General features: G+C 62.6%; 11 protein-coding genes. 9 read left to right on the top strand and 2 right to left on the bottom strand.

Going from position 1 to position 12,675, the window contains the following annotated elements; translation table 11 throughout:
• Positions 1–26 precede the first annotated feature (26 nt).
• Complete coding sequence (locus AC6I97_RS10905; protein ID WP_497944879.1) at positions 27–746, bottom strand: IclR family transcriptional regulator; 720 nt, start codon at positions 744–746, stop codon at positions 27–29.
• Between the two features lie 151 nt (positions 747–897).
• On the opposite strand from AC6I97_RS10905, the gene leuC reads away from it, so the two are divergent.
• From leuC to AC6I97_RS10935, 6 genes are all read left to right on the top strand, one after another.
• On the top strand, positions 898–2,349 hold the full coding sequence (leuC, locus tag AC6I97_RS10910) for a 3-isopropylmalate dehydratase large subunit (protein ID WP_309931265.1): 1,452 nt from the start codon (positions 898–900) through the stop codon (positions 2,347–2,349).
• A 9-nt stretch (positions 2,350–2,358) separates the two neighbouring features.
• Positions 2,359–2,958 carry a 3-isopropylmalate dehydratase small subunit gene (leuD, locus tag AC6I97_RS10915; protein WP_224164601.1) on the top strand — a complete coding sequence of 200 codons (600 nt, stop codon included), beginning with the start codon at positions 2,359–2,361 and terminating at the stop codon, positions 2,956–2,958.
• Positions 2,959–3,164: 206 nt separating this feature from the next.
• Entirely contained in the window at positions 3,165–4,490 is a 1,326-nt protein-coding gene (gene murA, locus AC6I97_RS10920) for a UDP-N-acetylglucosamine 1-carboxyvinyltransferase (protein ID WP_224090824.1), read from the top strand.
• An 11-nt stretch (positions 4,491–4,501) separates the two neighbouring features.
• Positions 4,502–5,335: a lysophospholipid acyltransferase family protein gene (locus AC6I97_RS10925; protein WP_497944880.1), complete on the top strand. Its 834-nt coding sequence runs from the start codon at positions 4,502–4,504 to the stop codon at positions 5,333–5,335.
• Entirely contained in the window at positions 5,332–6,384 is a 1,053-nt protein-coding gene (locus AC6I97_RS10930; RefSeq protein ID WP_224164599.1) for an NAD(P)H-dependent glycerol-3-phosphate dehydrogenase, read from the top strand. The genes AC6I97_RS10925 and AC6I97_RS10930 overlap by 4 nt, the downstream gene beginning before the upstream one ends.
• Positions 6,384–7,523: a D-alanine--D-alanine ligase family protein gene (locus AC6I97_RS10935; protein ID WP_224091052.1), complete on the top strand. Its 1,140-nt coding sequence runs from the start codon at positions 6,384–6,386 to the stop codon at positions 7,521–7,523. The genes AC6I97_RS10930 and AC6I97_RS10935 overlap by 1 nt, the downstream gene beginning before the upstream one ends.
• A 71-nt stretch (positions 7,524–7,594) precedes the next feature.
• On the opposite strand, the gene AC6I97_RS10940 is transcribed toward AC6I97_RS10935, so the two are convergent.
• The gene (locus AC6I97_RS10940) at positions 7,595–8,104 is read right to left on the bottom strand and encodes a DUF3515 domain-containing protein (protein WP_216923870.1); all 510 of its coding nucleotides are present in this window, start codon (positions 8,102–8,104) and stop codon (positions 7,595–7,597) included.
• Positions 8,105–8,238: 134 nt separating this feature from the next.
• Between AC6I97_RS10940 and thiL the strand changes: the two genes are divergently transcribed.
• The 3 genes from thiL to AC6I97_RS10955 are packed head-to-tail and all read left to right on the top strand — an operon-like array spanning position 8,239 to position 12,620.
• Positions 8,239–9,282, top strand: a complete 1,044-nt coding sequence (gene thiL, locus AC6I97_RS10945) for a thiamine-phosphate kinase (protein WP_497944881.1) — start codon at positions 8,239–8,241, stop codon at positions 9,280–9,282.
• Between the two features lie 22 nt (positions 9,283–9,304).
• On the top strand, positions 9,305–10,363 hold the full coding sequence (locus AC6I97_RS10950; RefSeq protein WP_497944882.1) for a DAK2 domain-containing protein: 1,059 nt from the start codon (positions 9,305–9,307) through the stop codon (positions 10,361–10,363).
• Positions 10,353–12,620: an ATP-dependent DNA helicase RecG gene (locus tag AC6I97_RS10955; RefSeq protein ID WP_497944883.1), complete on the top strand. Its 2,268-nt coding sequence runs from the start codon at positions 10,353–10,355 to the stop codon at positions 12,618–12,620. The genes AC6I97_RS10950 and AC6I97_RS10955 overlap by 11 nt, the downstream gene beginning before the upstream one ends.
• The last annotated feature ends 55 nt before the right edge of the window (positions 12,621–12,675 follow it).

A 12,675-nucleotide genomic window follows, 5' to 3' on the forward strand; every position in this document is an offset into this window, starting at 1 on the left:
GACGTCCCCCTTCAATAACGCCAGGTCTAGTCGTTGTTCTTGCGCAAAGCCTCTGTCAGTATCCGGGCGGCATTGCAGACGACCTCGGCGTGCAATCGTCCTGGCTGGCGCGTGAGGCGCTCAATCGGACCTGAAATGGAAACCGCGGCTATGACCCTTCCGGAGGGTCCACGGACCGGAGCGGAAACCGAGGCGACCCCTGGCTCGCGTTCGCCCAGGCTCTGACCCCAGCCCCGGCGTCGTACTCCTGCCAGGACGGTGGGCGTAAAGCGGGCGTTCTGCAATCCTTCCAGCAGGCGGTCGTGGTCTTCCCAGGCGAGGAGGACCTGTGCGGCCGAGCCGGCTTTCATGGACAGCTGGGTTCCCACCGGAATGGTATCGCGCAGCCCGATCGGACGCTCCGCTGAGGCAACGCATACGCGCCAATCGCCCTGCCTGCGGAAAATCTGGGCGCTCTCGCCGGTAGCGTCCCGCAGTTGGATGAGTACGGGCCCGGCAGAGGCGATGAGCCGGTCTTCGCCAGCCGCGGATGCGAGCTCCACCAGGCGACTGCCCAGAACGAAGCGTCCCTGGATGTCGCGACTGACCAGCCGGTGGTGGACCAAGGCCAGCGCGAGCCGGTGAACGGTGGGCCGGGCGAGGCCCGTGGCCGCTACAAGTTGCGCAAGTGTCGTTGGCCCGGCCTCGAGGGCATCGAGTACTTGGGCCGCTTTATCAATGACCCCGACTCCACTAGAATTGTCCATGTAATGATATTGCCGTCTCAATATCTGAGATGCAAGTTGTTTCACTGGCCTATTTTGCAACCGTGCTGCTTCAGTGGTTGGAAGAGTTCAGTGGTTCGAAGAACAGTTCAGCGGATGAAGAACATCCAACTTCAGTGAAGGGAGCAAGGCCGTGGGAAAGACACTGGCCGAGAAAGTCTGGGACGCGCACGTAGTGCGCAAGGGTGAAGGCGAAGGAGCCAATGCCCAGCCCGACCTTCTTTTCATTGACTTGCACCTGGTCCACGAGGTGACGTCACCGCAGGCTTTCGAGGGGCTGCGCCTTGCCGGCCGCAAGCTGCGACGCACCGACCTCACCATTGCCACGGAGGATCACAACACTCCCACCCTGGACATCGACAAGCCCATCGCGGACCTCACCAGCCGCACGCAGATTGAAACGCTGCGCGCCAACTGCAAGGAATTCGGCGTCCGCCTGCACTCGCTCGGCGATAAGGAGCAGGGCATCGTGCACGTCGTGGGTCCGCAGCTGGGCCTGACCCAGCCGGGCATGACCGTGGTGTGTGGCGACTCGCACACCTCCACGCACGGCGCCTTCGGTGCACTTGCCATGGGCATCGGAACCTCTGAAGTCGAACACGTCATGGCAACCCAGACGCTGTCCTTGAAGCCGTTCAAAACCATGGCGATCAACGTTGAGGGGACGCTGCGCCCGGGAGTTACCGCCAAGGACATCATCCTGGCCGTCATCGCCAAGATCGGTACCGGCGGAGGCCAGGGCTACGTCCTGGAATACCGCGGCTCTGCCATCCGGGCCCTGTCGATGGATGCCCGGATGACCATCTGCAACATGTCCATCGAAGCCGGCGCGCGTGCCGGAATGGTGGCTCCGGACCAGATCACCTACGACTACATGCAGGGCCGTCCGCATGCGCCCGAAGGCGCTGACTGGGACGCCGCCGTCGAGTACTGGAACACGCTGCACACTGACGCCGACGCGACGTTCGACGTCGAAGTGGACCTCGATGCGAACACCCTCGAGCCGTTCGTCACCTGGGGCACCAACCCCGGCCAGGGCGTTTCGCTGTCAGCCAAGGTTCCGTCCCCGGAGGACTTCGGCGACGAGAACGCCAAGGCTGCCGCCGAGCGCGCGCTGCAGTACATGGGCCTTGAGGCGGGCACCCCCATGAAAGACATCCGCGTGGATACCGTCTTCCTGGGCTCCTGCACCAATTCCCGCATCGAGGACCTTCGTGCTGCCGCCGACATCATCCGCGGCCGCGAGAAGGACCCGGATATCCGCATGCTCGTGGTGCCGGGTTCCGCCCGTGTCCGGCTCGAAGCCGAAGCCGAGGGCCTGGATAAAGTCTTCAAGGATTTCGGTGCCGAGTGGCGCTTCGCCGGTTGCTCGATGTGCCTGGGCATGAACCCGGACCAACTGGAGCCGGGGGAGCGCTGCGCTTCAACGTCCAACCGCAACTTTGAGGGCCGCCAGGGCAAGGGCGGCCGTACGCACCTTGTCTCTCCCGTGGTGGCTGCCGCGACAGCCGTCCGCGGAACGCTGAGCTCGCCGTCGGACCTTGAGCCGGCTTCTGCAGGCACATTGACCGGAACCGCAGTCTAGGAGGATCCCATGGAAGCATTCACTACCCACACCGGCATCGGCGTTCCGCTGCGCCAGAGCAATGTGGATACCGACCAAATCATTCCGGCGGTCTACCTCAAGCGCATCACGCGCACCGGCTTCGAAGACGCCCTCTTCGCCGCCTGGCGCAAGGACGAGTCGTTCATCCTCAACCAGGCCCCGTTCAAGGCCGGCTCCGTGCTGGTGGCCGGCCCGGACTTTGGGACGGGTTCCTCCCGTGAGCACGCTGTCTGGGCGTTGAAGGACTACGGCTTCAAAACTGTGCTGTCCTCACGTTTCGCCGATATTTTCCGCGGCAACTCAGGCAAGCAGGGACTGCTGGCAGCCCAGGTGGCACAGGATGACATCGAGCTCATCTGGAAGATCCTGGAGAACGCTCCCGGCACTGAGGTCAAGGTGGACCTGGTCTCCAAGACGGTGGAATGCGGCAACGTCGTGGCTCCGTTCGAGATCGACGACTACACGCGCTGGAGGCTCCTGGAAGGGCTCGACGACATCGGCCTCACCCTCCAGCACGAAGAAGACATCACCGCCTACGAGGCCACAAGGCCCTCGTTCAAGCCGAAGACACTTCCGGCGAAAAGCTGACGAATTCCCCGGCGGCTGAATGCTGAGGAACCAGGACCGGTGGGCCCCCCAGGGTGGGCTCACCGGTCTTTTTTTCGGAGGATTGGTGGATACAGGATCTGCCCGGCACGGGGCAGCTCCATTTCGGTTGGGTAACCCGAGCTTCTATGCTTAGCTGGAGCCTTTGTAAGTATGGGGGGCGAGTAGTCGTGAGGAAACCGGTATAGATGAGTAGTGTTCTGACAATCCGCGGTGGCGTCCCGTTGACAGGGCGGGTGACCGTTCGCGGTGCCAAGAACCTTGTGCCCAAGGCCATGGTGGCGGCGTTGCTGGGCAGCGAACCATCAGTGCTTCGGAACGTGCCGGAAATCAAGGACGTGGAGGTTGTTACCAGCCTGCTGAAGCTCCACGGTGTGACTGTGGTCAAGGACCCCGATACGGGTGATCTGACACTGAATCCGAAGGATGCCAAAACGGCATCCAGCACCGCCATTGACGCGCATGCCGGCGATTCACGCATCCCGATCCTGCTGTGCGGCCCCCTGATCCATGCGATCGGAGAGGCCTTCATTCCGGACCTTGGCGGCTGCAAGATTGGCGACCGTCCCATCGACTACCATCTGAACGTCCTGCGCCAGTTTGGCGCCGTTGTGGAAAAGCGCCCGGGCGGCATCCACATCTCCGCACCCAACGGACTCCACGGCGCCAAGATCTCCCTTCCCTATCCATCAGTGGGCGCAACCGAGCAGGTGTTGCTGAGCGCTACGCGCGCGGAAGGAATCACGGAACTCAGCGGGGCTGCGACCGAACCGGAGATCATAGATCTCATCGCCGTGCTGCAGAAAATGGGCGCCATTATCAGTGTCCAGACTGACCGGACCATCCGCATCGAGGGTGTCAAGGACCTTGGTGGCTACAACCACCGGGCGCTTCCGGACCGGAACGAGACTGCGTCCTGGGCCTCGGCCGCGTTGGTTACGCGTGGCGACATTTTTGTTGAAGGTGCTTCACAGCGGGACATGATGACCTTCCTGAACACCTACCGCAAGGTGGGGGGCGGCATGGACATTGGGGATGACGGCATCCGTTTTTACCACCCCGGAGGCAAGCTTTCCCCGCTGGTCCTGGAGACGGATGTGCACCCAGGCTTCATGACTGACTGGCAGCAGCCCCTGGTGGTGGCTTTGACCCAGGCGGAGGGCGTGTCGATTGTGCATGAGACGGTCTATGAGAACCGTTTCGGCTTCACCGATGCCCTGGCCCGGATGGGTGCAAACATCCAGGTCCACCGTGAGTGCCTTGGCAGTGTTCCCTGCCGCTTCGGCCAGAGGAACTTCCTGCATTCCGCAGTGATCTCCGGTCCTACGCCGCTGCGGGGGACCGAGATCGACATCCCCGATCTTCGTGGCGGCTTCAGCCACCTCATTGCAGCTTTGGCCGCGACCGGCACCTCCAGGGTCACAGGCATCGATATCATCAACCGTGGATACGAGCGCTTTACCGAGAAGCTCGCTGGCCTGGGCGCCGATTTCGACATCATCACCACCAAGTAGCGGGGGACCCTTTGAAGGAATCGGCCAAGAGCCGGGCTACGTTCATGCTCCTGGCGGGCATTGCGCGTCCGTTGATGAACCTCCTGATGGGCAAGAAGTGGGAGGGCACCGGGAAGCTCCCCGCGGGCGGCTTCATCGCAGCACCGAACCACTGCACTGAAATTGATCCCGTCGTGATCGGGCACATGCTCTACAACCAGAAGCGTCCTCCGCATTTCCTCGCGAAGGCAGGCCTCTTCAAAGCACCTGTGCTGGGAGCCTTGCTGCGGGCGACGAACCAGATTCCGGTTGAACGCTCGACGGCGGGAGCCAACCGCTCGCTGCAAATCGCCAAAGAGGTGGTGGACGCCGGAGGTGCCATCATTATCTACCCCGAGGGAACCCTGACCCGGGACCCGGACCTGTGGCCGATGAAGGGCCACACTGGCGCTGCCCGCCTGGCATTGCAGACAGGTGCACCGGTTGTTCCGATGGCCCACTGGGGCGCCCATGAGGTTTTCCCCCGATATGCCAAGCGTTTCCACGTCTTCCCTCGAAAGACCGTCAGGGTTCTCGTAGGTGAGCCCGTGGACCTGAGCGCTTTCGCGGACCGGCCCATGGACCGTGCCACGCTGTCCGAAGCTACAGACGTCATCATGGAGGCGGTAACCGAGCTCCTGGCAACCCTGCGGGGCGAGGAGCCGCCGGCCGAACGCTGGGATCCGGCCGTTCATAAGCAGGCCAAACATGGCCGGTTCGTGGAGCGTGGTTCAAACGCTGCACGCGGCGAAGCGCCTGAAAAGGCTGTAGAGCCCGCTGGCAACGATGCATCTCTTGAGAACCCGGAACCGGAGGGCAGCAAATGACGGTTATTGAAAGCCGTGTCCCTGCTCCGGATACCGTAGCTGTACTTGGCGCAGGTTCGTGGGGAACTACGTTCGCCAAGATCCTCGCGGATGCTGCTGCCACTACCGGGGTGGAGCGGAGGATCCGGATTTGGGGGCGGCGCGCAGGGGTGGTTGATCAGATCAATGCTGAGCACCGCAATGAGCAGTATTTGAAGGACATCGAACTTCCCCACGCCGTCACCGCATCCACGGATGTTGCAGAGGTCCTGCAGGATGCCGGTCTCGTGGTCCTTGCCGTGCCGGCCCAATCGCTGCGGCCCCAGTTGGGGGAATGGAAGCGCCTGCTCGCCCCGGACGCAATTGTCGTATCGCTGATGAAGGGCCTCGAACTGGGGACTGACGCACGCATGAGCGAGGTCATCGCCCAGGAGCTAGGCATCCCGGAATCACGTGTGGTGGTGGTCTCCGGACCCAACCTCGCCATGGAGATTGCCAGGGAACAACCCACTGCGTCTGTAGTTGCCTGCAGTGACGCCGATACCGCCGCCGCAATCGCGCTCTGCTGCACCGCACCGTACTTCCGTCCCTATACCAGCACCGATGTTGTGGGCGTGGAGATCGGCGGGATCGTCAAGAATGTGATTGCCCTTGCTGTAGGTATTTGCGAGGGGCGCCAAATGGGTGACAACACCAAAGCGTCAGTCATCACGCGAGGCCTCGCTGAGACGTCCCGGCTTGCCTTGGCGCTGGGTGGAGAGGCCCACACCATGGCGGGTCTCGCGGGCCTCGGTGACCTCGTTGCAACGTGCTCCTCTGCCCTCTCCAGGAATCACACAGCTGGAAGGCTACTGGGCGAGGGGCTGAGCCTCGAGCAGGTGGCTGAACAGATGACGCAAACCGCTGAAGGTATTAAGTCCGGCCCTGCCGTGCATGAATTGGCTGGCAAACTGAATGTCGAAATGCCCATTACGGCCGCCGTTGTGGCGGTGCTTGAAGGCAAAATGTCCGTTGATGACCTGGGGCCGCGATTGCTGGCCCGGGCCCTGAAGTCCGAAGGCGACTACTGATTGTGACTGAAGAATCCACCCCCGTGACCGGCCGTCGACCCCGTGTGGCGGTCCTTTTCGGCGGACGTTCCAGCGAACACGCTGTTAGTTGCGTGACTGCGGCAGGCGTCATGGGTGCCATTGATAAGAGCAAGTACGACGTCGTGCCCATTGGTATTGCCAAGTCCGGACAGTGGGTCCTTGCATCGGGGGACACCAGCCAGTGGTCCTTGAGCTCGTCCGCACTTCCTGAGGTATCGCCGTCGGACCGGACCGTCACCTTGGCAGAGGTGGGCGGCGAGCACCAGCTCATCGTGACCGCACCAAATGCGATACCCGAGGAACTCGGCTCCGTGGACGTCGTCTTTCCTTTGCTCCATGGCCCTTGGGGCGAGGACGGAACCGTCCAGGGCCTCCTGGAGCTATCCGACACACGTTACGTTGGTGCCGGCGTGCTTGCCTCGGCAGTAGGCATGGACAAGCACTTCATGAAAGTAGTTTTCGAAGCCGCTGGACTGACGGTGGGGCCTTATATCGCCGTCACGGACCGCGAGTGGCTCACGGACGCCGAGGCTGTCCGCAAGCGCGTGGACAAGCTCGGTTTCCCGGTCTTCGTCAAGCCTGCCCGTGCCGGCTCCTCCATGGGAATTTCCAAGGTGGATTCTTTGGAGGGCTTGGACGCTGCCATCGAGGAAGCCCGCCGCCACGACCTGAAATTGGTCATTGAAGCCGGCATTGCGGGGCGTGAAATCGAGTGCGCTGTGCTGCAGGGCAGGGGCACCGATGCGCCCCGTACCTCCATGCCCGGCGAAATTGCGGTGGCTCCCGGCGAACACCAGTTCTATGACTTCGCTGCCAAATATGTCGAAGATGGTGCTGCCGCGTTGAGTTGCCCGGCCGATATGCCGGACGAGGCCATTGCGCGCGTCCGGGAATTGGCCGCTGCCGCCTTCGATGCCGTGGGCGCGGAAGGACTGAGCCGGGTGGACTTCTTCTACACGCCCGCGGGTGAGCTCATTATTAACGAAATCAACACCATGCCCGGCTTCACTCCGAAGAGCATGTACCCGCAGATGTGGGCGGCTTCAGGTTTGCCTTATCCGGAGCTGATCGATGAACTCATCCATCTGGCCCTGACCCGCAAAACGGGCCTGCGTTAACCCAAGCCGGCAGCGGCTGGTGTCGGTAGGCAGGACCGGCGCCAGCTGCCCTTTAGCCGGTTGAGCCCCCGCTATTTGGCGGTCGGGAGGTTCTGCAGGTCTTCCTGGCCCACGCAATGGCGCGTTGCTTTGATCTTCCCGGCAGCGGCTGCGAGTTCGGTGAGGACTGTGGCCGAGCTGATGTTGGCGGCTTCCAATTTGACCGGATCGACGAGGATTTCCGTTGCCGGTTCGCGTCCAAAGGTGGTCAGGGTATAGACGCCATCGCCTTCTTTGATCACCCAGTCGATGTCATTTACGCTGACGCAACGGTCAGTGGTTGGTCCAGGGACGTTGACACCGCAGCGCAGGATGATCTGGGAGGGATCGCCCCACGCAGCAGTGGCCTGGCTGTTGGTCTTGCGGAGTGCGGCATCGCCGATTTTGTCCGGGAGCGCCACCATCATCGGGGCGCAGGCCGGATTGGCGGCGTCGGTTGCCGCCGTGACGTCCACAGTGGGGGCGCAGGCTGAAACTGCGAGCACGGACGCTGCGGCCAAGCTGAAGGCCACGGCAGTCCGCGGAAGGGTCTTTCGGTGCATCATTCAAGCCTATCCCGCCCACGCAGCCGCCTGGCGTGAGGTTGGTGCACCCGTTACGAGGGTCACATTGCCGATGGTGCGCCCGGCGCAGGCTCCGGCGATATTTTGTCGGTGTCCCGCGATAGCGTAGAGCCGTGCCCCCAAAACAGCCATCCGAAGTTCAGCCATCCGAAGAATGTCCAACAGTCGCAGATCTGTCGGAGTCCGAGCTCCTTGCCCTGATCTTCCCCCGACTCAACAGCAGCCCCAGCGTCCTGCTGGGTCCCGGCGACGACGCCGCCCTGGTTGCCGCCACAGACGGCCGCGCACTGATTTCCATCGATACCCAGACCCAGGACCAGGACTTCAGGCTGGAGTGGAACAACGGCTATCGAACCACAGGATACGACGTCGGATGGAAGTCCGCGGCACAGAACCTTAGCGATATCAACGCCATGGGCGGAACGGCCACCTCGCTGGTGGTGAGCCTGACCATGCCGCCGGCCACACCAGTTCAATGGGTGAAGGACTTCGCGGACGGCCTCACCGCTGGAATCATCGGGCTGGGAGTTCCTGATTGCTCCGTCGCAGGAGGAGACCTCGGCCGTGGCCGGGAGATTGCGGTGACTGTCGCCGTCGTCGGTACTTTGGCTGGAGAGGATCCCGTATTGCGTTCCGGGGCAAAGCCGGGAGATGTCGTGGCAGTGGCAGGTACCCTGGGGCGTGCTGCCGCAGGTCTGGCGCTGTTGGAAAGCGATGTCACCCTAACAGACCTCTCGGCCGGGCAGCGTGCCCTGTTGGATAGCCAATGCCGCCCCTTGCCGCCGTTGGCTGCCGGGCCGCTTGCCGCACGTTCGGGCGTAACAGCAATGATGGACATTTCAGATGGTCTGCTGCGCGACGGCGGCCGGCTCGCCGCAGCAAGCAACGTCATCCTGGACTTTGACGCTGTTTCGTTGAAGGCCCATGCAGTTCCACTGGAACCAGCTGCCGCCTTGCTGGGCGTGGATGCCATGCCATGGGTTCTGGGCGGGGGAGAAGACCACGGGCTGCTGGCTACCTTCCCAGCCGGAATTCAGCTGCCGCAGGGCTTTACTGCGATAGGCTCAGTTCAGGCCGTTGCCCAGTCTCAAGGCACCGGCGTCCGGATTGCCGGACAAGCTGCTGACACCGTGGGATGGGATCATTTTGCAGACTAAGATCGCCGCGAATGCGCACGCCATGAAACGTTGGCTCGGCAAGACAGAGGTGGTCCTGGGCAACCATAGCGACCGCCTGAACGCGATCAACATCTTTCCCGTCGCAGACGGCGATACTGGGACCAACCTTTATCTGACGGCGCGCGCAGCTGTGGCCGCGGTGGCTGGCACCGCTTCGGACGCTGTAGAGACCGGCAACGACGTCGGTGCTGTGCTGTCACGCGCTGGTCAGGCCGCCATGGAACAGGCAAGGGGTAACTCCGGCACCCTTTTTGCTGTTTTTCTGTGCGCTGCGGCGGAGCCGCTTTCCGGAAAAGCGCGCCTGAGTGCGCCGCTGCTGGCCACAGCCCTTAACAGGGCCCAGATCCGGGCTTGGTCGGCCTTGAGCGAACCAGTGTCCGGAACCATGCTGTCCGTCCTTGAAGCAGCGGCCCATGCAGCCCAGGCGGCGGATTCTTCCCAGAACGGCGATGACAGCAACCACGCGCTGGGCGTTGCCTTGGATGCAGTGGTGGAAGCCGCCTTCCAAGCCGTTGTACGCACAGAGGACGAACTCCCACCCCTGCAGGCGGCGCACGTGGTGGACGCCGGCGGTGTAGGTATGTTGCTGGTGCTGGACTGTCTCCGCTCCGCAGTGCTCGGCGAAGAACTGCAGGATGAGCTCCTCGATGGCCTCCACGGCTACCAGCTGCAGGATCCGCACATCCACCAGCAGATGCCGGCCGACGACGGCGTGGAAGTCATGTGTACCATCAGCCTTTCGCCCTTGGACGCGGCCGTGCTGCGCCAACGCCTGGACGAGATGGGTGATTCCGTCATCATGAGCCAGGTTGGCACTACTGGTCACCATCCAGACGACGACGAATCCACTGCTGAAGCCAGTTATCGTTGGCGTGTGCATGTCCACGTACCTGATCCCGCACCGGCCGTAGCGCTCATCAGGTCTCTGGGGGAGCCAACGGAAATTGCCGTCAGCCAGCTTGCCCTGCCCCGGGAATATGAAGACGGGTCGCGGGATTTTGAAGCAACACAAACTGCAGAACCCAACAACATCCCGGGCCAGTCACGGCATGAATACTGAGCTGGAACTGCCCCTGGAACGCAGGATCGGCAAGCGCTCGGCGTCCGTCATTGACAAGCACCTTGGCCTCAAGACGACCGGCGCGCTGCTTAACTACTTTCCGCGCAGGTACTTGAGCAGGGGCGAACTTACTCCCATCAGTAATCTTCCCCTGGACGAGGAAGTCACGCTGATTGCGCGGGTCCTGTCCAACAGCACACGTCAGATGCGTGCCCGAAGAGGTTCCATTACGGACGTCGTGGTGACTGATGAAGCCGGTGGAAGCCACGTTCCTGGCACCTTGAAAGTCAGTTTTTTCAATGGGTTCCGGGCCAAGGCGGAACTCCTTCCGGGCCGCCGGGCAATGTTTTCCGGGAAGGTGACCCGGTATGGGGGCGCCTTGGGGCTGACCAACCCGGACTTCCTGTTGCTGGATGAGGATCCGGATGCTGACGGCTCCATTGACCCTGAAAAGTTGGCAGCGATGCCTATCCCTGTCTATCCCGCAACGGCAAAGCTGACAAGCTGGTCCATTCACAAGGTGATTACGGCGTTGCTGCAAACCCTTGACCTCGATGCCTTGGCGGATCCCCTCCCGGAGTCCATTGTCAGCAGGGACGGACTGCTGAGCGTGGCTGATGCTTATCGCCTGATCCACTCGCCTGAGACTGCCAAAGACTGGCAGCGGGCGCAGGAACGGTTCCGCTACCAGGAGGCGCTGGTGCTGCAGGCGGCTTTGGCGCGACGACGTGCCCAGCTTGCTGCAGAGGAAGCCACTGCCCGGCGTCCAGTCAGCGGCGGCCTGCTGGAAGAGTTCGACCGGAACCTGCCCTTCACGCTCACTGCCGGCCAGACAGCGGTGGGAAAGACGCTTTCAGAAGAACTTGGCCAGGACACCCCCATGAATCGACTCCTGCAGGGTGAGGTCGGCTCGGGCAAGACTATTGTGGCGCTGCGGGCGATGCTGCAGGTGGTTGACGCGGGAGGGCAGGCGGCGCTCCTGGCGCCCACGGAAGTTTTGGCTGCGCAGCATTTCGAGTCCATCCGCAGGACCCTGGGGCCGCTGGCCCGCGATCACCTTTTTGGCGGTACCGGGATGCTCGGAGCCGGCATCGGTGATGAGGCCGGGCGGGCTGGTGTCCAGGTGACCCTGCTGACCGGGTCCATGCCAACGGCGGCGCGAAAACAGGCCATGCTCGATGCCGCTTCAGGAAACGCAAGCATCGTGATCGGAACCCACGCTCTGTTGAGCGACAAAACCAGTTTTCAGGACCTCGGCTTGATCGTGGTGGACGAGCAGCACCGCTTCGGCGTGGAGCAACGTGACGCATTGCGTGCCAAGGCCCAACGTCCGCCGCATCTGCTGGTTATGACTGCCACGCCTATTCCCCGCACAGTGGCGATGACCGTGTTCGGCGATCTTGAAACCTCCATCCTCGATGAACTTCCCGCTGGGCGGGCGCCTATTTCCACCCATGTTGTGGGGCTTGCCGAGAACCCGGGCTGGGCGGATCGAATCTGGAAACGGTCACGGGAAGAAGTCGACGCCGGTCATCAGGTCTACGTTGTATGTCCCAAGATCGGCTCGGACGACGACGGGGACTTCAGCCCGGGGGAAGCGGAACCAAGCGACGCCGAACTCTCGGACGAAGGTCCGGCCCGCGAGCTCGCTTCGGTGACAGCCGTCGTCGAAAGCCTGGTGCAGGAGCCGTCTTTGGCCGGGGTGCCCGTGGCGCCCCTCCATGGTCGTCAGGACCCGCTGCTAAAAACCGAAACCATGGCTTCGTTCGCGGCAAACCAGACCAAGGTGCTGGTCTCCACCACGGTTATCGAGGTGGGTGTCGATGTTCACAATGCCACCTTGATGGTCATCCTGGACGCCGATCGTTTTGGTATTTCCCAACTCCACCAGCTTCGTGGCCGGGTTGGCCGTGGCGGTCTGCCGGGGACGTGCCTGCTGGTCACTACTTTGGAGCCGGGGCACCCGAGCCGTCGAAGACTGGATGCCGTGGCGTCCACCACCGATGGGTTCGAGCTCTCCCAGGAGGACCTGAAACTCCGCCGTGAGGGCGATATCCTGGGCGCCTCGCAATCAGGTGGGCGGTCCACGCTTAAGCTGCTGCGTGTCCTGGAGCACGAAGACCTGATTGCCCGTGCACGCTCGGACGCACAGGCCCTTGTTGGCCAGGACCCGGCCCTGCGTCACCAGCCGGTCCTGGCCGCGACCATTGATGAATACTTGAACCCTGAAAAGGAGGCGTTCCTTGAACGCGGTTAGAGAATCCCCGGGTACGCGCAGTGCTAAACGGTCGGGCACCGGCAATGGAGAGGCG

It is taken from the genome of Arthrobacter sp. TmtSoilC48 (genome assembly GCF_059739425.1).

Coding starts and splice junctions, on each gene's coding strand:
- leuD (WP_224164601.1), top strand. CDS start 2,359: ATGGAAGCATTCACTACCCACACCGGCATCGGCGTTCCGCTGCGCCAG.
- AC6I97_RS10905 (WP_497944879.1), bottom strand. CDS start 746: ATGGACAATTCTAGTGGAGTCGGGGTCATTGATAAAGCGGCCCAAGTA.
- AC6I97_RS10955 (WP_497944883.1), top strand. CDS start 10,353: ATGAATACTGAGCTGGAACTGCCCCTGGAACGCAGGATCGGCAAGCGC.
- AC6I97_RS10940 (WP_216923870.1), bottom strand. CDS start 8,104: ATGCACCGAAAGACCCTTCCGCGGACTGCCGTGGCCTTCAGCTTGGCC.
- murA (WP_224090824.1), top strand. CDS start 3,165: ATGAGTAGTGTTCTGACAATCCGCGGTGGCGTCCCGTTGACAGGGCGG.
- AC6I97_RS10930 (WP_224164599.1), top strand. CDS start 5,332: ATGACGGTTATTGAAAGCCGTGTCCCTGCTCCGGATACCGTAGCTGTA.
- AC6I97_RS10950 (WP_497944882.1), top strand. CDS start 9,305: ATGAAACGTTGGCTCGGCAAGACAGAGGTGGTCCTGGGCAACCATAGC.